The 23,018-nt window shown below is 34.9% G+C and carries 20 protein-coding genes; 13 read left to right on the plus strand and 7 right to left on the minus strand.

Annotated elements, in window-relative coordinates:
• Positions 1-28: 28 nt before the first annotated feature.
• Positions 29-1,870, plus strand: coding sequence for a putative porin (locus AAC601_RS10780; protein ID WP_340153260.1), 1,842 nt, complete (start codon positions 29-31; stop codon positions 1,868-1,870).
• A 9-nt stretch (positions 1,871-1,879) separates the two neighbouring features.
• Positions 1,880-2,479 carry a tRNA-(ms[2]io[6]A)-hydroxylase gene (locus AAC601_RS10785; RefSeq protein ID WP_303269979.1) on the plus strand — a complete coding sequence of 200 codons (600 nt, stop codon included), beginning with the start codon at positions 1,880-1,882 and terminating at the stop codon, positions 2,477-2,479.
• A gap of 38 nt (positions 2,480-2,517) precedes the next feature.
• Here AAC601_RS10785 and AAC601_RS10790 read toward each other — a convergent pair whose 3' ends face one another.
• Together AAC601_RS10790 and AAC601_RS10795 are read right to left on the minus strand one after the other, a co-directional pair.
• Positions 2,518-2,796: a TIGR03643 family protein gene (locus tag AAC601_RS10790; RefSeq protein WP_303269978.1), complete on the minus strand. Its 279-nt coding sequence runs from the start codon at positions 2,794-2,796 to the stop codon at positions 2,518-2,520.
• A gap of 113 nt (positions 2,797-2,909) precedes the next feature.
• Entirely contained in the window at positions 2,910-4,142 is a 1,233-nt protein-coding gene (locus AAC601_RS10795; RefSeq protein WP_303269977.1) for a spore maturation protein, read from the minus strand.
• Positions 4,143-4,484: 342 nt separating this feature from the next.
• On the opposite strand from AAC601_RS10795, the gene AAC601_RS10800 reads away from it, so the two are divergent.
• From AAC601_RS10800 to AAC601_RS10825, 6 genes are all read left to right on the plus strand, one after another.
• On the plus strand, positions 4,485-5,762 hold the full coding sequence (locus tag AAC601_RS10800; RefSeq protein ID WP_340153261.1) for a DUF2851 family protein: 1,278 nt from the start codon (positions 4,485-4,487) through the stop codon (positions 5,760-5,762).
• Positions 5,720-7,009, plus strand: a complete 1,290-nt coding sequence (locus tag AAC601_RS10805; RefSeq protein WP_340153262.1) for a hypothetical protein — start codon at positions 5,720-5,722, stop codon at positions 7,007-7,009. The genes AAC601_RS10800 and AAC601_RS10805 overlap by 43 nt, the downstream gene beginning before the upstream one ends.
• A gap of 60 nt (positions 7,010-7,069) precedes the next feature.
• On the plus strand, positions 7,070-7,711 hold the full coding sequence (locus AAC601_RS10810) for an acetyltransferase (RefSeq protein ID WP_340153263.1): 642 nt from the start codon (positions 7,070-7,072) through the stop codon (positions 7,709-7,711).
• Between the two features lie 46 nt (positions 7,712-7,757).
• Positions 7,758-8,729, plus strand: a complete 972-nt coding sequence (locus AAC601_RS10815) for a rhodanese-related sulfurtransferase (RefSeq protein ID WP_340153264.1) — start codon at positions 7,758-7,760, stop codon at positions 8,727-8,729.
• A gap of 121 nt (positions 8,730-8,850) precedes the next feature.
• A complete protein-coding gene (locus AAC601_RS10820) occupies positions 8,851-9,720 on the plus strand; it encodes a nucleoside phosphorylase (RefSeq protein ID WP_303269972.1) in 870 nt (289 codons plus the stop codon).
• Positions 9,721-9,828: 108 nt separating this feature from the next.
• Positions 9,829-13,239, plus strand: coding sequence for a two-component regulator propeller domain-containing protein (locus tag AAC601_RS10825; RefSeq protein ID WP_340153265.1), 3,411 nt, complete (start codon positions 9,829-9,831; stop codon positions 13,237-13,239).
• A 5-nt stretch (positions 13,240-13,244) separates the two neighbouring features.
• Here the strand turns inward: AAC601_RS10825 and AAC601_RS10830 are convergent, their stop codons facing one another.
• Positions 13,245-14,273 (minus strand): hypothetical protein, encoded by a 1,029-nt coding sequence (locus AAC601_RS10830; protein ID WP_303269970.1) that lies wholly within the window; start codon positions 14,271-14,273, stop codon positions 13,245-13,247.
• A 42-nt stretch (positions 14,274-14,315) separates the two neighbouring features.
• Positions 14,316-15,467 carry a class I SAM-dependent RNA methyltransferase gene (locus tag AAC601_RS10835; protein WP_303269969.1) on the minus strand — a complete coding sequence of 384 codons (1,152 nt, stop codon included), beginning with the start codon at positions 15,465-15,467 and terminating at the stop codon, positions 14,316-14,318.
• An 86-nt stretch (positions 15,468-15,553) separates the two neighbouring features.
• Here AAC601_RS10835 and AAC601_RS10840 point away from each other — a divergent pair, with 86 nt between their 5' ends.
• Positions 15,554-16,036, plus strand: coding sequence for a DUF4494 domain-containing protein (locus AAC601_RS10840; protein ID WP_303269968.1), 483 nt, complete (start codon positions 15,554-15,556; stop codon positions 16,034-16,036).
• Positions 16,037-16,085: 49 nt separating this feature from the next.
• Here the strand turns inward: AAC601_RS10840 and AAC601_RS10845 are convergent, their stop codons facing one another.
• Positions 16,086-16,811, minus strand: coding sequence for a DUF547 domain-containing protein (locus AAC601_RS10845; RefSeq protein ID WP_340153266.1), 726 nt, complete (start codon positions 16,809-16,811; stop codon positions 16,086-16,088).
• 135 nt (positions 16,812-16,946) lie between these two features.
• Between AAC601_RS10845 and AAC601_RS10850 the strand changes: the two genes are divergently transcribed.
• The 4 genes from AAC601_RS10850 to AAC601_RS10865 all read left to right on the plus strand — a co-directional run bounded on the left by AAC601_RS10850 (position 16,947) and on the right by AAC601_RS10865 (position 20,727).
• On the plus strand, positions 16,947-18,278 hold the full coding sequence (locus AAC601_RS10850) for an FAD-dependent oxidoreductase (RefSeq protein ID WP_340153267.1): 1,332 nt from the start codon (positions 16,947-16,949) through the stop codon (positions 18,276-18,278).
• Between the two features lie 8 nt (positions 18,279-18,286).
• Positions 18,287-20,080, plus strand: a complete 1,794-nt coding sequence (locus tag AAC601_RS10855) for a 4Fe-4S dicluster domain-containing protein (RefSeq protein ID WP_340153268.1) — start codon at positions 18,287-18,289, stop codon at positions 20,078-20,080.
• Between the two features lie 75 nt (positions 20,081-20,155).
• Complete coding sequence (locus AAC601_RS10860) at positions 20,156-20,398, plus strand: CopG family transcriptional regulator (protein WP_303269964.1); 243 nt, start codon at positions 20,156-20,158, stop codon at positions 20,396-20,398.
• The gene (locus AAC601_RS10865; protein WP_340153269.1) at positions 20,395-20,727 is read left to right on the plus strand and encodes a type II toxin-antitoxin system PemK/MazF family toxin; all 333 of its coding nucleotides are present in this window, start codon (positions 20,395-20,397) and stop codon (positions 20,725-20,727) included. The genes AAC601_RS10860 and AAC601_RS10865 overlap by 4 nt, the downstream gene beginning before the upstream one ends.
• Before the next feature lie 9 nt (positions 20,728-20,736).
• On the opposite strand, the gene AAC601_RS10870 is transcribed toward AAC601_RS10865, so the two are convergent.
• Both AAC601_RS10870 and hutI read right to left on the minus strand, forming a co-directional pair.
• Entirely contained in the window at positions 20,737-21,729 is a 993-nt protein-coding gene (locus AAC601_RS10870) for a formimidoylglutamase (RefSeq protein WP_303269962.1), read from the minus strand.
• The gene (hutI, locus tag AAC601_RS10875) at positions 21,720-23,012 is read right to left on the minus strand and encodes an imidazolonepropionase (protein WP_340153270.1); all 1,293 of its coding nucleotides are present in this window, start codon (positions 23,010-23,012) and stop codon (positions 21,720-21,722) included. The genes AAC601_RS10870 and hutI overlap by 10 nt, the downstream gene beginning before the upstream one ends.
• Positions 23,013-23,018 lie beyond the last annotated feature (6 nt).

Raw genomic sequence — 23,018 nt, forward strand, 5'->3', positions numbered from 1 at the left:
CATGACTTTAGTTAATTTTGCGACTGTTTTGAAGAAATTTTCACTAATCATATCGATTTTTTGTTGTGGATTTACCACTGGTTTTGCTCAGGTGACGGACGATTCTACCAAAAATGTATACGGAGCTAAAACCACACTTTTTACTACAGAGGAAAACATAAAAAATAATATTGATTCCTATCAAACGATTGATACCAGCTTAAATAATACTCATAACTGGAACCCTGTAAATATTTCTGATTATTACTATCAAAATTTGGGAACAATTGGAACAGCAATGCGGCCTGTTTTTTATGAAGCACCTAATGTGATTGGCAAAAGAAGTGGCTTTGGAGTTTATGATCCTTACGTCAAAACACCAGATAAATTCAAATATTTTGATACAAAATCTCCATTTACACAGATGAGGTCGGTATTTGGAGGAAATTATAGAGCATTTATAGGAATCGACTTTTCTCGAAACGTTAATGAAAATTGGAATGTAGGATTTAGTTTCAGAAGATGGACAGTAGATAAACAAATAGGACCATTGCAGAGTAGGGGAGATTTGAATGTATTGAGCCACTCTTATGATCTGCAAACAGATTATCGTTCACCTGATCGAAAATATCACGTAATGTTTAATTTTGCTCGAACTTTCCATAAAGTAAATGAAACAGGTGGGATCAAGGATTCATCCGAGGTCATAGATTATGAAGAGCTATTTGATTATGATGATGAGGATATCAATTTAAGAAATGCGCAGGGTGGTGAGTTAAGGCAGCAGTATCATTTGTATCAGCAATTCAAATGGAAAAAGATTTTACAATTTTATCATGTTTTTGATCGGACAAATCGAATGAATACTTTTGTAAACTCCAATCCTTCAGCAGAAACAGACGTAAATTTCTTTGATGATATTCTTTTGAGAACAGATTCAACTGTAGATTTAAGTAGATTCGTATATTATCAAAATGAGATTGGTTTTAAAGGGGAGATTGGTGAAGCATTTTATCGTTTTTATGCAAAAAGGAAGGATATTAGATATACGGGTAAATACCTAAGTACTGTAAACCCCGTAGTGGAAAATTATGCAGGAGGTTATTTTCGCTTTGCTCCTAAAGAAAATTGGCAATTAAAAGCAAATGCGGAATATGAAGTAAGTGGTAATTACCGATTAGACGCCAGCTTGAAAATTCCTTTTTTGACAGTGTCAGCCTCTAGTATGCAGTTTGCCTCACCCTTCTTTTATGAACAGCATTTAGGTAATCATGACTTTTGGCAAAACGATTTTGGAAGTGAGCAAGTACAACAGCTGAGTGGGAAATTAGATGTCAAATGGAAAGATTATTTTAGGATACAGCCTAAATTAGATCTGAAAATAGTCAGCAACCATATGTATTTCGATACCTTAGCCATGCCGCAACAAGCCTCGGGCACAGCAACACTTTTGCATCCTGGTATTGAAGCAAAGGCAAAATACCGATCTTTTAATCTTGAAGGAAATTACATCTATACTTTAAAAGAAGGAGCAAATGCGGATTTGTTTAGAATTCCAGAGCATTTCTTTACATTAGATTTTTATTACCATAAAGTCTTTGAAGGAAAATTAGAGACCCGCATTGGCCTCGAAGGTCATTATAAATCCACCTACTTTGCGGATGATTACGATCCTGTTACACAACAATTTCACTTACAAAACTATTTTGAGGTACCTGGCTATATGTTTGTGGATTTATATGCCACTGCAAAAATCAATACAGCACAAATATTTATTAAATTCAGACATTTAAACCAAGATATAACGGCCGGGGGATATTTCACCGCACCTTATTACAGCGGTCAACAAAGAATACTCGACTTCGGAGTTACTTGGTCATTTTTCGATTAAAAGCTGAAAATGGAAAAGGAAAAGTTCACTTTAGGTTTAGAACTACCAACTGACCCAAGGTGGGTAGATATTGCGGAAAAAAATATTGAAGATATTTTAGTTGATCACGCTTATTGCGAACAAAAAGCAGCCAGTTCATGCATGAGCTTAATTATCAATTTTCCAGAAATGGATGAAATGGTAAGAGTTATGACCCCCGTTGTAGCAGAAGAATGGTCACATTTTGAAAGAGTGCTGGAACAACTTGACAAGAGAGGCTTTAAGCTAGGTCGCCAGAGAAAAGATGAATATGTCTCTCAATTAATGAAGCTTGAAATTAAGGGCGGCAGCAGGAAATATCAGTTAATGGAGAAGCTCCTGATCAATGCTTTAATAGAGGCAAGGAGTTGTGAGAGATTTAAGCAGCTGCATATTCATATTCAAGATGAGGAACTAAAGAAGTTTTATTATGAACTGATGGTTTCCGAAGCAAGTCATTATAAAAATTTTCTGAAACTAGCCGAAAGCTATCAACCTAAAGAAGAAGTAAAAAAGCGATGGGCAGAACTATTAGAGGCAGAAGCTGAAATCATGAAGAATCTGGAGGTTAGAAAGGATAGGTTACATTAACTGCAGTACGCATCGATAACAAGTAAATAGAGTTTCAATTATTTATATTTGTTTAAACTAATGGACTTTTGACGTGTAGATTTAAAGCGTTTAACCTCATCTTTTCTTAAAGCTTCATGTTTGGTTTTCCTGCCCTGTACGCGTTTTCTCCACATCCTGAAACTGGAAGGCTTCATTTCCTTACGCATGATTTTGATAGTTTGCTTTTCGGAAATCCCAAACTGATTGAAAATGGCATCAAAAGTGGTGCGGTCTTCCCAACCCATTTGTACTATTCTGTCAATTTCTTCTGGCTTTAAATCTTTGATTTTTTTCATGTTTGTAAAACAGCTGACTAGGATGATTGTTTTGTAAAACAGTTGGCTTGCCGAGTTTTAAAACCTGACAGATTTTGTCTTTGTCTGGTTTACATTTGGTACCCAAGAGGTAATCAATAAAAAAACATATAGCTTATCAATATTGCAGCAACAATCCCAACTGCATCAGCAATTAAACCACAAGTCAGAGCATATCGTGAATTACGGATATTTACCGAACCAAAATAAACGGCCAATACATAAAAAGTAGTTTCTGTAGAGCCTTGCATTACACTTACTAATCTCCCAACGAAGGAATCAGCACCATGAACTTCCATGGCATCTACCATCATTCCTCTTGCGCCACTGCCACTCAAAGGTTTCATTAAAGCGGTAGGGATCGAGGGAACAAAATCTGTATTTAATCCCACGAAGGCCACCATTGCCTCCAATCCATCTTTTAGCAAATCCATCGCTCCTGATGCTCTAAAAACTCCTACAGCTACTAATATGGCAATGAGATACGGAATTATCATAATTGCGTAATTGAATCCTTCCTTAGCTCCTTCAACAAATGAATCATAAACATTCACTTTTTTGCGAACCGCTAAAACGATAAACGCTATAATAATTGAGAATAAAATGAAATTAGCAATATTTGATGAAATAGGACCTATTTCGGCTTGACTTAGATTGCTGAAGAAATAAATAATACTAGCTATTATTAAGCTCAATAGACCTAAGGAAAGTAGTATATTTTTATGAAATAGATTGATTCTCTGAACTATTGAAACAGCTATTAGTCCACTCAAAGTTGAAAAGAAGGTAGTCAATAAAATGGGAATAAAAACATCTGATGGATCGGCTGCGCCTAGTTGTGATCTATAAACCATTATGCTAATGGGGATGATGGTCAGGCCAGAAGTATTTAATACCAAAAACATGATCTGTGCATTACTGGCAGTATCTTTTTTTGGATTTAGTTCCTGTAAACTATGCATCGCTTTTAGACCTAAAGGCGTGGCAGCGTTATCTAATCCCAGCATATTAGCTGAAATATTCATGAGCATTGCACCCATGGCAGGATGGTTTTTTGGCACTTCAGGAAATAATCTTGAAAAAAGAGGAGAGGTGATTTTAGCTAAAATGGAAACCATTCCACCTTTTTCACCAATTTTCATAATACCTAGCCACAATGACATTACACCAGTTAGCCAAAGAGAAATTTCAAAGCCTAATTTAGCATTATCAAAAGTGGCCTGGGTCAGGGCAGGAAAGATTTCCATATCGCCCATGAAAATCCATTGGACCAAGGCAAATACAAAAGCTATAAGAAAAAATGCAATCCAGATGTAATTGAGAACCATAAGCGCAATTAATCACTAAATACAGGATTTTACAATATTGAAGTAGAAATTTGTAGAAAGAAAAGGTGAAATTATATTTCGAACATCATTAAAATAAGTCAAGGAGTCAATGGTCTTTTCTGTGATGTTTAAGAAGTCTGATATTCCATTTGGCAGATCTATAATATCAAATACCGTTAGTTCCAAAGCTTTAAACGATCCATAATTCATGCACAACAAATCGCAACAGTGGACAATAGACTATTTATTAAGGTTCCGTCTGTCATTGCTTTAAAAAACTGATCTAATTTGTAATAAATCCATAGTTTTTAGATATTCAATTTTCAACCTACTAATGACCCAATGAAGGAGGATTTTTTACATTACGTTTGGCGCTACCAAAAATTTAATAAAATTGATTTAGAAACTACCGATGGTGGTTTGGTAAAAACAATCAAAACTGGATTTGCACATCATAATTCTGGGCCTGATTTTCAACATGCTAAAATTCTAGTAGACGAAATGGAGTGGAATGGGGCTGTAGAAATTCATATTAAGTCTTCAGACTGGAATCGTCACCATCATCATCATGATCCAAACTATGAAAATGTGGTTTTACATGTAGTATGGCAAAATGATAAACCCATTCAGCATCCTGATGGCAGTAAAATACCAACAATTGAATTGAAGGATAGGGTTGATTATACTTTGATTGAAAAATTTGAGAAGCTGCAGAACTCGCAAGATGAGATTCCTTGTGCCGGACATTGGTTTGAAGTTAGCGATTTACATAAATCTGAAATGCTAGAAAAAGTTTTGGTGGAAAGACTTCATCGAAAATCAGAGAAAGCGAAAACACATTTCTTCGGGACACAGAATTGGGATCAAGCTTCTTATTTTATGTTGCTGTCGGCCATGGGTTTTAAGGTTAATCAACATCCGTTCGAGCATTTGGCTGAAATTTTACCTTACAGTTTAATCAAAAAGTATAGGGCAAATGTTTTTCAGTTAGAAGCCTTATTATTTGGCTGTTCTGGATTTCTAAATAGCAGTTTTGAAGATTCGTATCCAAATCAACTTAAGAAAGAGTGGGAATTTTTAAAGCATAAGCATCATGCAACTTTAGGAAGCCCAATGAATGTGCATGAGTGGCGATTTCTCAGATTAAGGCCTGCTAATTTTCCAACTATCAGATTGGCAGAATTAGCTCAGATTTTACATATATTCCCTTCAATATTCGATTCTTTTGTAATTGATCTGAATTTAAAGTCAATCCAAAAACGAATGAAGGTTAAGGTATCTGATTACTGGTTGAACCATTATCAATTCGATAAGGAAAGCAAATTTCGTAAAAAGCAATTGGGTGAAAATTCTATTAAAACGCTGATTATAAATTGCCTTCCACCACTATTAGCACTGTATGCTAATAGCGTTGGAGAAGAAAAATACATGGATAAAGCCATTCAACTTTTAAATGGCATAAAGGCTGAAAAGAATTATATTACCAAAAAATTCTCTGACTTAGGGGAAGAGATTACATCAGCATTTGATTCACAAGCCATGATTCAACTTCATAATGATTATTGCCAACCCAAAAAATGTCTGGATTGCAGCATCGGCTTATCCATTTTGAAAGCATGATGACAGTTTTCTTTCATATTTTGCTTATATCTACAATTTTTGTTTTGATATATCGAAAAACAGCGAATGGTGATGATAAAATGGTATTTTTCACTTTTTCTCTTCTAAAAATCTGTTGTGGTATCTTAATTGGTTTTTTGTATTGGTCATTTTACGGGGGGATTGGTGATACTATTTACTTTTACGAGCAGGCTGAAGTCCTTTTCCAATATTTCCACGGAGATCGAATTTCCTTTTCTTCATGGGTAGGATTCTCCCCTCTGAATTTATCATTAGCCGAATTCTCCGCTCAATATGAGCCAAGAACTTTCTTCTTTGTAAGATGCATTAGTTTTTTATATGCTTTTTCACAAGGTAATTATTTCACTATGAGTATTTACTTAAGTTTCTTTTCGGGTTTAGCAACGTGGGGTTTTGCTTATCAATTGCGGAAATGTTGCAGAATGCATAAACGTGCTATTTATGTTGCTTTGCTTTTTATTCCCTCCATTACATTTTGGAGTTCAGGTTTGTTGAAAGAAAGCCTAATGACTATGTCGATTTATGGTTTAGGATATGCTGTTCTAATGTGGAAAAATAATTACAAGAACTGGATTTATTCGATGCCAATCTTGGTATGTCTTTTAGTTCTTTGGCAAGTAAAATATTATGTCCCAATTGTATTGATTCCTATATTATGTTTAGCACTTTTTTTTAGTCAATCTAACTTTTTGAGCAAATTCAGATTTCGAACGAAAATAGCGCTCTTTTTGGCTCTATTGATCATTGGAGGTTTAGGTATGGCTCTTATGCATCCCGTTTTTAATAGCGGTCGATTTTTTGAATTGGTTCGAATTAGTCACGATGTAATAGCTAGAAATTCGTCTGTCGCTATTATTCATTTTCAAAATACAGAAAATAACATTTTATTTTTTATAAAGAACCTTCCTTTGGCTTGGTTCACTGGTGTTTTCAGGCCGTTGGTTTGGGAATCATTCAATGCCTTTTCCATGCTGTGGGCTATAGAGAAGGGAGTTTTTACTGTTCTAGTTCTTATTGCAAGTTTCCTTTCTTTTAAAATGAAATTTAATCAAACTGAAAAATGGTGGGGGATAGCTATTCTTATTTATTCGCCAATTTTATCTTCAGTCCTATCTTTAGCAACACCCAATTTTGGGACTTTAATTCGGTATGAGGTGGCATATATGCCGTTTTTGTGGTTATTAGTTTTGATGATCTTAAATAAATATAAACTTAACTTAAAATAGGAAGCGCTTTATTGCGCAAGGCATTAATTAGCCTTAACTTTGCAATTCTAAAAATCAAATATGGATAAAAAACCAGTAATAATCTTAGGAGCTAAAGGAATAGGGCCATCTGTTGCTGAAATATTTAGAAGTAATAATGTTGAAATTTATTGCTTTTTGGATGATGACAAGGAGATGCATGGGACTGAGATTGATTTCGTATCTGTTTTAGGAGAAACAGATGATGATGGTTATTTAAAATACATTGGCAAAAAGTGTGATGCTTTTGTGGCGGAAGACAATATGAAGGCACGAAAAAAGATCACTAAAATGCTAAATGACCGTAGAAAAACAATGCCCGCAAATGCAATTCATGCCCAGGCAATTGTCTCGAATTCAGCGCATTTAGGATATGGAAATTTCGTTAACGCAAGAGCTGTTTTGGGGGCGTATTCGAAAGTACCAAATCATTGCTTGATACACTCAGGTGTTTTAATTGAGTATAATGTAGAGCTTGGAGACTATGTACAAGTTGGTGCAGGTTCACAGTTGAATAGTGGTGTTGTAGTTGGAGATGAAACTTTTATCGGTTCCGGAGTCACTGTTGTATCAGGAGTAAAAATAGGGAAGAAAGCAAACATTGGGGCAGGCTCAGTAGTAATTAGAGATGTCAAAGACGGAGAGACTGTTTTTGGAAATCCTGCTCAAACGATTGAAAAATAATTAATTACAAATATAAAATCACCTTATTTACACTAAGGAGGAGATTATGGACAATACAGAAAACAATTACAAAGTAATACTTTATTACTGCTACGCAGAGATTGAGAATCCTGATCTGTTTAGAGATGAGCATCATTTGATGTGTTTGGAGCTGGACTTAAGAGGGAGAATTATTGTCTCAAAGGAAGGATTAAACGGTACGGTATCAGGAAGCACTGAAAATGTAGACGAGTATATGAAAAGGGTAAAAGCGGACTCTCGTTTTGCGGATACTGATTTCAAAGAGGATTTTCATCCTGAGCATACCTTCAAAAAGTTAAATGTAAGGCATAAGCCTGAAATAGTGCATTCAAGCCTTTCGCACATCAATCCTCGAAAGAGAACTGGAGCTTATGTTGAGCCCGAACAGTTCAGAGAGATGATTAAAAATCAGGAAGATATGGTGATTTTGGATGTTCGATCTAATTATGAACATGAATTAGGGCGATTTAAGAATGCTGTAACTTTAGATATAGAGAATTTTAGAGACTTTCCTGATAAGATTAATGAACTAGAGCAATTTAAAGACAAGAAGATTGTCACTTATTGCACTGGTGGAATTAAATGTGAAAAAGCAAGTGCATTTTTACTAGAGCAGGGATTTGAAAACGTTCATCAATTACATGGTGGAATTATAAAATACGGTTTAGAAGCCGATGGTGAAGACTTTGAAGGGAAATGTTATGTTTTTGATAATAGACTTTCAGTGGATGTAAACAAAATTAATCCAAAAGTAGTCTCGCAATGCTTTGTTTGCGGGACGCATTCAGACAGGATGGTCAATTGTGCTAATCCTGATTGTAATGTACATGTGCCGATTTGTGAGAAATGTGGATGGGAAATGGAAGGAGCTTGTTCAGAGGAGTGTAAAGAACATCCAGAAAAGAGAGAATATAACGGAACTGGTTATTATCAAAAGAATACCAATGGATATGATCCATATAAGGGATTTCAAGGAAAATTGGAAAAAACGAAATAACTATAGAGAAGGTCACTTACTTTCTCTTGGACCTAAAAGATCTAAGCTTCAGTAGATTTTAAAAAAAGTCTGAATGCTTGAATCAGAAGTTGAATGAATTACCACATTAATAAAAATTAACATGGAGAAAAAATATCCTGAGTCAGAATTAATTTTGAATAAAGACGGTTCCGTTTATCATTTAAGTTTAAAGCCTCAGGATATTTCAGATGTGATTCTAACAGTTGGTGATCCATCCCGTGTGCACAAGGTGAGTCAGTATTTTGATAAAATCACTTTTGAGATGAACAAAAGAGAGTTTATCACTCATACAGGTACTTATAAGGGAAGGAAACTTACTGTAATGTCCACGGGAATGGGCACTGATAATGTAGAAATAATGATGACCGAATTGGATGCTCTTGCCAACATCAATCTTAAAAAAAGGGTGGACAAAACTAAGAAAAAGGCATTAAAAATTATTAGAATTGGGACATCAGGAGGTTTGCAGCAAGACTTGCCAGTTGACTCATTATTAGCTTCACAGTTTGCAATAGGTTTGGATACTTTGATGCACTTTTATCCATTGGAAAGGACGGAGGCAGAATCCAATGTTGAGTCTGCTTTTCAATTGGAAATTAATTTACCATTCCGACCTTATTGCGTAGAAGGGTCATCCAGTTTACTCAAACATTTTTCAGAAGAGATGAATATAGGAAATACTGTGACTTGTCCCGGTTTCTACGCTCCTCAAGGTAGACAATTGCGTACTCCGATACGATTTCCTGACATAGCAGACAAGTTATCAATGTTTCATTACGGAGATTTATGGTTGACTAATTTCGAAATGGAAACTGCTGGATATTATGCCATGGGAAGATTGCTTGGCCACGAGGTTTTGAGTTGCAATGCAATAGTAGCAAACAGAATGACACATCAGTTTTCAAAAAATTCCGATAAAACTATAGACGAATTGATTAAGAAGGTTTTGGATAAAGCCTCAGAATTGTAGAATTCCGAAATAATACAATCTAACTTTGTAGAGCTGAAGCAACTGTTAATCGAAAATGATTGATTTTATGCAGATATTATACTACTTTAATATCTGAATGAACCAATTATGAAATTTTTATATCTGTTAATAGTACAATTTTTAACCTTCCAGCTATTTGCACAGAATCAGCTAAAAAATACAGATTTTAGAACTTTAACGGTAAATGATGGACTGTCGCAAAATATTGTTGAAGCCATTTATCAAGGGAATAGTGGTTTTTTATGGCTTGGAACTCAAGACGGTCTTAATAGGTTTGATGGACAGAATTTTGTATCGTATAACTATAAAATTGATGATTCCACAAGCTTAAGTAATAATTATGTAAAGGATATAATAGAGGACAATAAGGGAAATTTATGGATTGCTACTTATGGTGGTGGATTAAATAAATTTGATAAAAAGTCTTCATTTGAGCATTTTACTTATGATAATTCTAGAAACTCCATTAGTGATAATGTAATCTATACTATTTGTCAGTTATCTGATTCCATCTTTTGGATAGGTACAAAAAAGGGTTTGAATAAATTTAACATCATTACTGAGGAATTCACGAATCTTAAAACTACTTCAAAAACATTTCCTAAACTTCATAATCCTGTTGTTTACTGCATTTCAAGAGCTAAAAATGATGAAGAAATTTGGGTGGGTACTCGGGAAGGCTTACACAAAGTCAATGTGAAGACCTTTGAAGTTCAGCAATTTTTGAAAGGAGATAATGGGCTTTCGGATGATGATATTAGGGATTTGTTTTTTGATTCCAATGGCACGCTTTGGGTAGCTACTAAATTTGGAGGATTATTTTATAGAACTGAAAATTCCCAGCAATTCGAATCAATTGACTTGAAATTCAAAGGTGAAAATTCAGTTTATGCACGAAAAATTTACCCCAATGAGGAAGGAGGAGTGTGGTTAGGTACCTTCGGTTCTGGTCTTTTTTATGTAGATCAAAACTTCGAAACAAAATATCACTTTCAAGAAGAAAAGTACAATCTTAAAGCATTACCCTCTAACAATGTCGTTGAAATATTTCAGGACAATTCTTCAAATTATTGGCTGGGTACTCATGGAGGGGGAATATCGTCATTCAATTTGAATCAAAAGAAGTTTGACTTGTATCAACCGAATGAAAAAGATCCATATAGTATTTCGGATGATGCAGTAAATTATATTTTCGAGGATAGTGAAGGAGATATTTATGTAGCAAACGATGCCGGTATCGATGTTGTAATTGAAGAAGAGGGACAACTCAAATTCCAGCAAATCATCAGTAGTAATTCGGGACTTCCTGATGACAGGGGTTGGGTAGTCTTCGAAGATTCTGAAAGTCTTTTATGGGTAGGATTATGGAATTTTGGCTTATCGAAGTATAACAGAGATACAGGGGAATTGAAATCATATATGCATATCGAAGAAGATACAAATTCAATCACTACAAATTTTATTGAAAGTATTGCCGAGGCGCCTGATGGTAAACTTTGGATAGGTTTACTGGGAGATGGTGGGCTAGCTGTTTTTGACAAAGAAACTGAGAACTTTAAAAATTACCTTCATGATTCAAATCAATCAAATTCTCTCTCGAATAATAGAGTTCATAAAATATTAGTTGATAGTAAAGAGCGAATTTGGCTTGCAACTGATTTTGGATTAGATCTATACAGACCAAATACTGATGATTTTCAACATTTCAGATATAATAAAAATGATACTAATAGTATTAATTATAATGTTATAAGAACTATTGAAGAAGACAGTAATCAAGATATCTGGATTGGTACTGGTGGTGGTGGTTTTGCGAAGATGATAGAATCTAATGAAAGCATTATTTTTAAATCCTATACGAAAGAAGATGGATTAGTGAATAACAATATAACAGGTATTACCGAAGACCTACAGGGAAATCTTTGGATCACGACCTATAAGGGTATTTCCTTTTTTAATCCAAGAACAGAAGAATTTAAAAATTACGATGTTTCGGATGGGTTGCAGGGAGAGGAATTTGTCCGAAGATCTATAACCACTCTTAAGGACGGAAGGATTTTTGCTGGCGGATTCAATGGTCTGAATGTTTTTGATCCAAGTGAAATAAAAAGTAGTTACTTTCAGCCTGGCATTAATATTGTCGAAATTGATATAGTAAGTGAAAATGGTAAAAAGACTATCACAGACTTTACAGTTGATTCTTTATTATTAGATCACCAAGATTATTTGTTGTCAATGGAAATTGCCACAACGGATCTAAGTTCCGATGATAAAAATGAATATGCTTATTTTTTGGAGGGGTTTGATAAGGACTGGATCTATAATAAAAACAGAAGACATTTTTCCTTTACAAATTTACCAGATGGAGAGTACAATTTAAAGATTAGAGGGACCAATGCAGATGGTAAATGGTCTAGTAAAGTAAAGGAAATTTATATCAAGGTTGACCCTCCATTCTGGTCCACTACCTGGTTTAGAGTGCTTACTATTATAGCAGTCTTAATTCTTCTATTAACTTATATACAATTGCGAATTCGGTTTTTGAAAAGCCAAAGGAGAAAGTTACAATCTAAAGTAGAAGAAAGAACTTTAGAACTAGAGGATGCAAATAAAAGTCTAATAGAGAATCAGTCATTAGTGATTCACCAAAAAGAAGAAATTTCAGAACAGAATAAAGAAATAGAATATAAAAATGCTATTATTCAAAAGCAAAATGATGATTTGAAATTAAGTAATCTTCAACTAGAAGAAATGGTTGACGAGAGAACTAAGGAACTCAGGGAAGCTAATAATGATTTGAAAATAGCTAAACATGAGTTTGATACGTTCTTCTATCGAGCAGCCCATGATCTAAAAGGTCCAGTTTCAACAATTTTAGGACTTTGCTACTTGGCTATGAAAGAGACTGATGAAGAAGCTTCCAAGTTTTATTTTAACAAAGTAAACGAAACTGCAGAAAGGATGAATAATATTTTATTTAACCTTCAAAAAATTAATAAACTGAAGCTGCAAAAAGTTGAAGTGCAAGTTTACAATATCCGCGATTTAATTATTGAAGCATCTAAAGAGAATATACCTGACAATGAGGAATGGCAACAATTCATTGACATTGAGTTGAAAACTGATGATTATGAAATTTTAACAGACTCAACGCATATAAAGGTGGTCTTTTCGAACTTGATTAATAACTCCATTAAGTTTACTAAGAGGGGAGAAAAGCCTAAAATATCAATTGAGTTTACTAAAAACTCAAAAGAAAATGCTTATCAAATCGTATTTAAAGATTCCGGTTTAGGTATTGACCCAGAACTGAAGGATCAAATTTTCAATATGTTTTTTGTGGCTACTGAGCACAAGCGAGGAATTGGTCTTGGCCTGTATAGTGTAAAGCTGGCGGTTTCTAAATTAGGAGGGGAGATACATCTAGAAGATGACAAGCCAGCTAGTTTCAGAATTGAATTACCTATCCCCCATTATCAGAGAATCTTGACAGAGTAGATAAATTATTTAACTTCCTTATCCCATATTTTTTCTGCCTTTTTCCCTATCAACCAAAATGATATAGCTATTATTCCAAAGAATAATGCCTTATGTAATTCATCCCAGAAGTATTCGAAATAACGTGTATATAGATTTAGGAAGATAAACGAAATTCCTATATTTTTAAGTAGGCTGTCCTCTCTCTTGATTCCTATTATAATTGCTCCAAAACTGGCTAATAAAAGAACTAAGCTGTACCACCACAAATGAAACTGTCTAATTTCTAACCATTTATCATAGCTGCTGTAATTTCCGAAAATCGTCAAAAACCATAGTGCCAAAAAGAAAATTATTAGTCCACTCCAGTAAGTAGGTTCTAAAAATGGTTTCAGTTTTTCTGAAAGTTTAATGAAGTATGTAACAATTAAAATTAGTGCACCCAAAATTGTAAAACGCATGGGGAAATTCATTCCGATAAACAAATAATTATCTTTTCCTAGATTATGAGTGATGGCTCCAAAGGCAAGAACAAGGGCTGTAATTCCAAATAGCCAAAGTAATTCTTTACTTCTAATCACCGCCAAAATAAAGTAAACGGAAGATAAGCCTAAAATAAAAATTCCAGGATTTTCCTCCATCCCAAATATGAAACTTATCAATCCCGTAGCTATGGCTAAAAAAATGCACCCAAAAAATGCAAAAATCTCTTTACTATATTTTTTTCGTACCTTCTTTAAGTTGTATCGGTAATCAAACCAAAAACATAGAACACTTAAAAGCAGAAAAGTAATCGATTTGGTTACGTAAGAAGTAGAAATTAAAGAGTCGATTAAATCCAGTAAAGCTTTATCAGCAAAGACGCTAACAACAGCGATTAACAAACTGACCACAGCAAAAAGAAATGAATAGTAAGCCAATGATTGCCAATTGAAAGCTTTTATTTTTATACTTTTATCAAGTTCTTGGGCCTTTGGTTCGTCTATCAAACCGCTTGACTTCCAATAAATAATTGCTTTATTGATGGTATCTTTTTCCTTTTTGCTGATTTGCATTATTAAATATAGAAGTTAGGATTTAGATTAGAAAAAATATTTTTAGCCTTTATCCTTTTTGGTGCCCGCATAGAGTTCATACTCTAATAGTCTACACTCGATTTTAGCATTCATAAACGGTATTCTTCTCTTTGTTCTTAATCCGATTTTCTTGGCTAAAGTCAGGTTGCCTGTAAAAACATAGCCCGTTTTACCTTTGCAATCTCGCTTAAAAAAGTCACCGATTTGAGCATATACATTTGCTAAGTCCTGTTCATCACCTAGTCTTTCTCCATATTCAGGATTGAGAAATACTACTCCCTCACCTTCTGGTATAGTACTGTCCCTAAAATCTTTTTTCTCGAAATTGATAGCATCAGCTACTCCAGCCTCTTCTGCATTTTGCTTGGCGGCTTGAATAGCCATTCTGCTGTTGTCACCTGCAATAATTTCACAAGAAATTGTTTTTTCATTGGCAACGGCCTCTTCTTTAAGCTTCTCCCAGTAATCTAAGTCAAAGCCTTTCAAATGATGAAAACCAAATTTCTCACGACTTTGTCCTGGTGCTTTGTTGGCGGCAATGCAAGCTGCCTCAATAGCTAAAGTTCCTGACCCACACATAGGATTAATAAAAGCTTGTTTTGGTGTCCAATTGGATGCCAAAATCGTAGCAGCTGCCAAAGATTCCATCATCGGTGCTTTTCCTGGAATTTTTCTATAACCATGCTTGGCAATAGTTTCTCCAGAAGTATCCAAATAGATCGAGACTTGATCTTCCATCCAATGTAAGAATACTACCATTTGATTTCTTAAAGGTCCAGAATCTGGTCTCACTCCAGTCTTATCTTTTAAGCGATCAACTATGGCATCTTTAACTCTCACATTAGCAAATTGCGTATTCAATATCTTTTCATTATTTACATAAGAAGTGATACATAAATAACCGTTCTCATCTAAATAATCTTCCCATTTTATTTGATAGAGTTGTTGATATAATTTGTCCGGATGGTTGGCTTTGAACGATTTGATCAAGAAAAGTACTTTATTAGCAGTCCTTAAATGTAGATTTAATTTCATACAATCATTCCTGGTACCTTCCAAAGCAACATCTAAAGGACCTTCATGAGTTATTTTGTATCCTATAGATTCTATTTCCTGTCTTAAGATAGGTGCAATAAAAGGGGGGCAAGGGAGAACGATTTTACTTTTTTCCATTGAGCAAAGTTAAAACAAATTCGTGACCCATTTCCATTCAATTTTGATTTCCTGTATATTCGCAATCCAATTTGAAAATAAAGATTATGAAGCAGTGGTTTTTGTGCAAAGTAAAGTATCAAAAAGAAGATGAGAACGGAAGATTAAAATCCGTTACAGAGCCGTATTTGGTGGATGCCGTTTCATTTACGGAAGCGGAAACTCGCATTTATGAAGAGATGGGAGAACGCGTTAGAGGTGAATTCATGATAACCGGAATCAGCAAAAGCAAAATAGTTGATGTTTTTCATTACGAAGATGCAGATGTGTGGTATAAGTGTAAAGTGGTTTACTATGTAGCGGAGGAAAGTGGGAAAGAGAAGAAGATTGTCAATCAAATGATTGTAACTGCTAAAAACGTAAAGGAAGCTTACGATAGAATATATTTGAGTTTGAATAATATGTTGGTTTCTTTCCAGGTGCCCGAAGTAATTGAAAGCCCAATTATTGAAGTATTCAATTATACCGGTGACATATCTCCAGAGTCTTCTGAATTGCAAGAGGAGGTTTCAGAGGAAGAAGCCCAATAAATGATGAGTTGCTTTTCCAAAGTTTAAGAACTTTGGAAAAGCTTTATAGCTATTGAATGTTTAAACTCCAGTCATATTCGTAGAATTCAACTTTATAATTTTCAGGGATTTTATTTGTCCTATATTTATTAATGTAGGACAAAGCATCATTGGACTCCATTTTAAAATCTCTTTCATACCACTTAAATATTTTAGAAATTTCTACTAAGTTATTATTGGGTTGGACTTTAGTAAAATCTGGATTGTTTACCGCATTGGTGGTTCGCTCATTCAGTTGAGCTTCAAGATTATTAGCGGTATATGCAAAGTCGGCTAATTCAGGACAACTTGCTGCAGCGCATGAGAAAGCAAAATGTACTCTTGGGTCCTGAAATGGAATGATCACTTTTCCTTTTTCAATTTGATCTAAAGTCAACATTTCTCCACCAACATTGTGTTTCACTTTATCAAAGAATCCGTTTTTATCAATGGCTGATTTTAGAGGAAAATACTCAGTAATTTGTCTAATTACTATAATATTGTAAGCATTTATATAAAGCGCCTTGGTCTCGTTTTTACTTAAGTCGTTTATTTTAAGTGTTGCTATGGAATTATATAATTTTTCAACATCTTGAAAGTTATTTTTCAATCTCTTATAATCGACTTTTCCATTTAGGACGTAATTTTTCAAGAAGGCATCGACTTCAGCATTGAATTTTGTAATCGCTTGTCCGGAGGCCATCACACTTATTCCAAAGTATAATATGGCGATAATTGTAAATTTAAATGTTTTCATTGTGTTTAAGTTTTTAATAAGAAACGAAGACAATTCAATTTTGGATTGCTTTTTATTGTCTCCGACTTGACAATTGTTTAGATTTATTAGCATTAATATTGAATTAAGAAACTAAAAGATTTGAAAACAAACCTTATGAGGAACATCATAATCATTGGAAATGGCATTTCAGGAGTAACGACTGCAAGACATATCCGCAAACATAGTGAAGATCATATCACTATTATTTCTGCAGAAACTGAACATTTCTTTTCCAGAACAGCTTTGATGTATATTTACATGGGGCATATGAAATATGAAAGCACTAAGCCTTATGAGGATTTTTTCTGGAAGAAAAATAGAATTGAATTAGTCTACGATTTCGTAGAGAAGATTGATTTTAAGAGCAAGTCTCTACAATTAAGAAAATCTGAAAGTTTATCATATGATGTTCTAGTATTAGCAGTAGGTTCTAAATCCAATAAGTTCGGTTGGCCAGGGCAAGATCTAGAAGCAGTACAAGGACTTTACAGTTATCAGGATTTAGAAGGTATGGAGAGGTATTCTCCAACCACACAAAATGCCGTTATTGTAGGTGGTGGATTAATCGGCATAGAAATGGGAGAGATGTTCCATACTCGCGGGATTGATGTCACTTTTGTTGTTCGTGAGAGCAGTTTTTGGAATAATGTATTACCGCCTGAAGAATCGGAAATGATAAATCGACACATTCGCAAGCATGGGTTCAAGTTAATGTTGAGTACGGAGATAGATGAAATTCTTGATGACGGAAGTGGCAGAGCAAAAGGGGTTCAATTGAAGGAAGGTGGAGAATTGGATGCACAGTTTGTTGGACTAACAGTAGGAGTTTCTCCTAATATTGATTTTCTGAAGAATTCTGAGTTAGAAACAGGAAAGGGCATTAAAGTCAATGAGTATTTCGAAACCAATCAACCAGATGTTTATGCCATAGGTGATTGCGCTGAGTTTGAAAAAGCTCCTGCAGATGACAGGAGACCGATTGAACAAGTTTGGTACACGGGAAGAATGCATGGAGAAACCTTAGCTCAGACTATTTGTGGAACTAAAACTGCTTATCAACCTGGGATTTGGTTTAATTCGGCTAAGTTTTTGGATATTGAATATCAAACCTATGGTCAAGTATCCAATCAACCTGATGATGAAACAGAGGAGCATTTTTATTGGGAGCATGAAAAGGGAGAGAAATCTATAAGATTGGTGTTCAGCAAAAGCGATAATACGCTAAAAGGAGTAAACTTGATGGGCGTAAGATATCGACACGAGGTTTGTGATAAAATGATGAGAGATAAATGGCCAATGAAAAAGGTCTTTCAAAATTTAAAAGAAGCCAATTTTGATCCGGAATTTTTCAAAAAGTATGAAAACGAGCTGGTCGGGATGTACAATGAAAGATATCCCAATGAGCAGGTTAAGGTAGGTAGAAAAAAGGTGTTAGGAATATTTTAAATAGATATATGAAAAGCTTGAAATTAATACATAAACTAGGACTAGTTGTTTTCACTTTAGGTTTTTTAACCTATTTGTCCTTATTCTTTTTGGGGCAATATAAACTGGATAAAAAAGACTTGCAAGATGCAGTAGGGGAGCAATCATTTGCAGTTGTCAATAAGTTTGCAGAAGATGTCTACGGAAAGAAATATGATAATCAGTTCGCTTTCGTAGGTGATTTGAAATCAACTTTGAAGGCAGCAAATACTGAAATCAAATCAACATTTGAAATCAATGTCAGTTTGGCGGAAAAAATTTCTAAGTCAGCCGACCTCAAGTCTTTTCAAAAATCTTCAATTGAGGAGGCAATAGGAGAGCCTTCAAGTGAAGTTGAAAAATGGCAAATCAAACAATTAAGGGATTATACCGGCTGGATGGAAGGTAAGGAATATAATTCATCGGAAGAATTAGCTGTACAGTTGCAAAAAGTGATTGGGGATGTCAATAATTCAATTATATCACAGAAGGGTTTTAGTAAAGATAATATTAATAGTAAAGCATTTACGGTCGCCAAAAAATCTGAAGTAGGACCAGTAGCACAAAATCCATGGCTGTGGCTGTTTTTAACCATTGGAGTTCCAATCATTGGTGCCATTATGTATTTATTGCCGCGATTAAAGATACAGCATGCCGGAATCAAGAATGATGGAATATTTCACAGTGCCCTAAAAAACAGAGGTTGGATTGGTATTCTTTTAGGGACGTTTCTCATTAGCTTTTATGTATTTCTTTATTGGTTTCCAGAGTATATGACCTCATGGATTGTTATGGTTGATCCTGTAAGTAAGATGCTAAGTGGTAACCCCGCCAGTCAATGGTTTATGTATGGTTTCCTTTATACTCTTGCTATTTTAGTGATGGGAATTCGGATGATCATTAAGTATAGACATAGTCCTTATCAAATGGTTAGAACCGTCTCTGTCATGTTCTTTCAATTAGCTTTTGCTTTTGTTATTCCTGAGATATTGGTTCGCTTAAATCAGCCTTATATGGATTTAAAGAATATGTGGCCGCTAGATTACAGCTTCTTTTTTGATTATAGATTGAACGAAATGGTAGAAGCAGGAACCATCGGACTTTTTATGTTAGGGTGGGGAATAGCATTATTTACTTTAGGTGTGCCAATTTTCACTTATCTGTACGGGAAGAGATGGTATTGCAGTTGGGTTTGCGGATGTGGGGGATTAGCTGAAACCTTGGGCGATCCATACAGACAACTATCAGATAAATCACTAGGAGCTTGGAAAATCGAAAGGTGGCTAATCCATGGTGTCTTAGTTTTTGCGGTGGTGATGACAGCTGCTGTTTTATATACATATTTCACAGGTAGCTCGGAGCTTTTGGGGATGAATACTTATAATATAAGAGCGGTCTATGGTTTCGGAATTGGATCTGTATTTTCTGGTGTAATAGGTACTGGCTTTTATCCATTCATGGGAAACAGAGTATGGTGTAGATTTGGCTGTCCTTTAGCAGCTTATTTAGGGTTAGTTCAGCGATTCAAGTCTCGATTTAGAATTACCACAAACGGTGGTCAATGTATTTCTTGTGGCAATTGCTCTACTTATTGTGAAATGGGTATTGATGTTAGATGGTATGCTCAAAGAGGTCAAAATATTATCCGTTCTTCTTGCGTTGGTTGTGGAGTTTGCTCTTCCGTTTGTCCAAGAGGTGTTTTAAATCTTGAAAATAGAGATGAAAACGGAAGATTTAATCAACCTTCTTTAGTTGGGAATGATAGTTTTGGGGTGCAGAGTTAATACAATAAGAGTTCTCTAGAACTTTTAATTCTATATTTTTGTATTATATTTGTGATTTACAAATATAAAATAGCCATGAATATAACAACAACGCTTCCCAAACACCTTGTTGATTTATTGGCCAAAAAGGCTAATGAACTCAATATGCCTAAGAATAAATTGATAGAAAAGGCCTTAACTGTCTATTTAGAAAATATAGAAAAGGCAGAATATGCCAAATCCTACCAAATGGCAGGAGATGACTTAGATGTTATGATGGTTGCAGAAGAAGGTATGCAAGATTACTGGAAGCAACTCAAAGATACGAACGAAGAATGAAGCAGGCTGAAATTTGGAATGTGAACCTAAATCCTGTGAAAGGAAGTGAGCAAGCAGGTTTCCGGCCTGTTGTCATTTTGAGTGGAAATTTGGCTAATGAATTTTTACGAACCATAATAGTTTGTCCACTCACAACAAAAGTGAAAGGCTATAAAGGTAATCCTGTTTTAGAACCTGATATTAGAAATGGATTGAAGGAAAAGTCAGAGATTTTGGTTTTTCATATTCGCTCCATTTCAAAAGACCGATTTATTAATAAATTAGGGGAGGTTTCGACAGACCACATGGAACAAATGAAGAAGACTTTAGGAGATATTTTGAAGTATTAATTCTTTTTTCTAGCTCTCTAGAAATCCTTTAACAAAATCACTTACTAAATAAGATAGTAGTTTTCCAGTGCTATTATCTTTTAATCCAGTTTCTAATTCGGTAGCTGCTTCACAAATATGGAAATAGGATGGATGTAAATTATGACTAGTTTGATAGACATAATATCTTGCATTTGTGGTGCTAAAACCAGAGGGTGTCATGGCCGAACTTAACACTCCTTCAATGCTGTCCGTGTCTAGTTCAATACCGCATGTTTTATTTTGATTGAGCTGAATGAAATCAAGTAATGCCTCTTCAAAAGTGATTTTTTTTCTTAAATAAATATCCTCCCAAAAAAAGTAGCGAATGCCTTTATGCTTAGCCATCTCATCCAGCATATTTTGGCTATTGTAGTTTTCATGAAGACCTAAAATACTATAGTCTGCCATATATCCTTTAGCCTTTGCGTTGCTAAATGGATTGCCGCTATGTCTGCCTTCCAAAGCTCTGAAATCAGCATGTGCGTCTAAATTAATCACATTTATGGCCTTATTCTTTGCTAAGCTAACGGCTTTAATAATTGGGAAAGCATTGGCATGACTGCCTCCTATAACAATCGGAATTTTTCCAGCTGCGGAAATTTCTTGAATAAGTGGGTATACTGCTACATCAACAATAGGAACTAGTTTTCTAAAATCATCAACAAATTTAGCATTATCTGCCATTTGCTGAAAATTGAAATTTCCCAAAAGGTGAATGCTTTCTCCATTCAATTTGTAGGTATGCTGACTATTAAGGAACGCTGTCAAAAAAGAATTCCAAGCGGTATGGGTGCCACTTACTCCCAAATTTCCTTTTACACCAATCGATTCTTCAATTCCTAATAGGACAAATTTCGCAGTAGAATTTTTAAAATCATTTCCATAAGCGATTTTCTCACCAATTTTAGTTTCTCCTTCTCTTGGCTTTAGGTAGCTATGTAAATCTTGTTCGTCAAAAAAATGAAAGTGCTTTATATCCATTCTCCTTTTATCATGACCTTTTCAATGTTCTGAGAGCCAAAAGCATAAGGCATGTAGGCTAAAGAAGGAATATCCTTTGTCAGTATCAAGTTAGCTCTTTTTCCTTTAGAAATGGAACCGACTTCATTTTCAACTTCCATCGCAAAGGCTCCATTTAAAGTAGCTGCATTAAAAGCTTCCTCAGGTGTTATTTTCATTTGAATACAAGCAAGAGAAATCAATAAGGGAATATTTCCACTTGGTGAAGATCCTGGATTATAGTCCGTAGCTAAAGCAATAGCAGCTCCTGCATCAATTAATTCACGAGCTGGCGGATATCCCATTCTTAAAAAGAAAGCAGCTGATGGAAGCAAAGTGGAAATAATATCATTTTCACCAAGCAATTTGATTTCTTCTTTTCCTAAAGTCTCTAAATGGTCAACACTAATAGCATTTGTTTTTATTCCCAACTGAACACCGCCACTATTATTCAATTGATTGGCATGAATTTTTGCTTTCAAGCCGTATTTTGCACCCGCATTTAAAACTTGCTCACTTAAAGTCTCATCAAAAAAGCCTGTTTCACGAAATACATCGATATAATCTGCTAATTTTTCATCTGCTATTGCGGGCAACATTTCATCGATAATCAGCTTTATATAAGCTTCTTTATTTTCTTTATAGGGCTCTGGAAAAGCGTGTGCACCTAAAAATGTAGATTTAACAGGAATATGGACTGTTTCTTTTATTCTTCTGATTACTCGAAGCATTTTGAGCTCAGCTTCCAGACTTAATCCATAACCACTTTTGATTTCTAAAGCACCTGTTCCAAGCTGCATTACTTCATTGACTCGAACCATGGCTTGTTCAAATAGCTCATCTTCGGAAGTATCAGCCAATCTTTTAGCTGAATTCAAAATTCCACCTCCTTTAGCTGCAATTTCAGCGTAGCTTAAGCCTTTTATTTTGTGAACAAATTCGTCTTCACGGCTACCTGCAAAAACAATATGAGTATGTGAATCACAAAAAGCAGGTAAAATAGATTTTCCTTTGGCATCGAATATTTCGCCCTGAGGTTCGACATTCAAATCCTCCATTTTGCCATAATCATGAATAATTCCGTCTTTTACTTCAATAAAGGCATTATGAAGAGAAGGCATTTCTCCTAAAGCTTTACCTCTCAGTAATTCTGATTTTTCTCTGTTGCCAAAAAGTGATTTTATGTTTGTTATGAGCATGGGTAAAAGTTGGATGATGGGTGTGGGGTGATGGATGTTGGGTGTAGGATGTTGAATTTCCTTCACTTTAAT

The sequence above is a fragment of the uncultured Marivirga sp. genome (genome assembly GCF_963974845.1).
Classification (GTDB): domain Bacteria; phylum Bacteroidota; class Bacteroidia; order Cytophagales; family Cyclobacteriaceae; genus Marivirga; species Marivirga harenae.

What these genes read in the sequence shown, in the direction of transcription:
- AAC601_RS10825 (WP_340153265.1), top strand. Translation starts at nt 9,829, where the DNA reads ATGAAATTTTTATATCTGTTAATAGTACAATTTTTAACCTTCCAGCTA.
- AAC601_RS10815 (WP_340153264.1), top strand. Translation starts at nt 7,758, where the DNA reads ATGGACAATACAGAAAACAATTACAAAGTAATACTTTATTACTGCTAC.
- AAC601_RS10830 (WP_303269970.1), bottom strand. Translation starts at nt 14,273, where the DNA reads ATGCAAATCAGCAAAAAGGAAAAAGATACCATCAATAAAGCAATTATT.
- AAC601_RS10820 (WP_303269972.1), top strand. Translation starts at nt 8,851, where the DNA reads ATGGAGAAAAAATATCCTGAGTCAGAATTAATTTTGAATAAAGACGGT.
- AAC601_RS10805 (WP_340153262.1), top strand. Translation starts at nt 5,720, where the DNA reads ATGTCTGGATTGCAGCATCGGCTTATCCATTTTGAAAGCATGATGACA.
- AAC601_RS10870 (WP_303269962.1), bottom strand. Translation starts at nt 21,729, where the DNA reads ATGGATATAAAGCACTTTCATTTTTTTGACGAACAAGATTTACATAGC.
- AAC601_RS10840 (WP_303269968.1), top strand. Translation starts at nt 15,554, where the DNA reads ATGAAGCAGTGGTTTTTGTGCAAAGTAAAGTATCAAAAAGAAGATGAG.
- AAC601_RS10865 (WP_340153269.1), top strand. Translation starts at nt 20,395, where the DNA reads ATGAAGCAGGCTGAAATTTGGAATGTGAACCTAAATCCTGTGAAAGGA.
- AAC601_RS10860 (WP_303269964.1), top strand. Translation starts at nt 20,156, where the DNA reads ATGAATATAACAACAACGCTTCCCAAACACCTTGTTGATTTATTGGCC.
- AAC601_RS10785 (WP_303269979.1), top strand. Translation starts at nt 1,880, where the DNA reads ATGGAAAAGGAAAAGTTCACTTTAGGTTTAGAACTACCAACTGACCCA.
- AAC601_RS10850 (WP_340153267.1), top strand. Translation starts at nt 16,947, where the DNA reads ATGAGGAACATCATAATCATTGGAAATGGCATTTCAGGAGTAACGACT.
- AAC601_RS10855 (WP_340153268.1), top strand. Translation starts at nt 18,287, where the DNA reads ATGAAAAGCTTGAAATTAATACATAAACTAGGACTAGTTGTTTTCACT.
- AAC601_RS10795 (WP_303269977.1), bottom strand. Translation starts at nt 4,142, where the DNA reads ATGGTTCTCAATTACATCTGGATTGCATTTTTTCTTATAGCTTTTGTA.
- AAC601_RS10800 (WP_340153261.1), top strand. Translation starts at nt 4,485, where the DNA reads ATGAAGGAGGATTTTTTACATTACGTTTGGCGCTACCAAAAATTTAAT.
- AAC601_RS10810 (WP_340153263.1), top strand. Translation starts at nt 7,070, where the DNA reads ATGGATAAAAAACCAGTAATAATCTTAGGAGCTAAAGGAATAGGGCCA.
- AAC601_RS10835 (WP_303269969.1), bottom strand. Translation starts at nt 15,467, where the DNA reads ATGGAAAAAAGTAAAATCGTTCTCCCTTGCCCCCCTTTTATTGCACCT.
- AAC601_RS10790 (WP_303269978.1), bottom strand. Translation starts at nt 2,796, where the DNA reads ATGAAAAAAATCAAAGATTTAAAGCCAGAAGAAATTGACAGAATAGTA.
- AAC601_RS10845 (WP_340153266.1), bottom strand. Translation starts at nt 16,811, where the DNA reads ATGAAAACATTTAAATTTACAATTATCGCCATATTATACTTTGGAATA.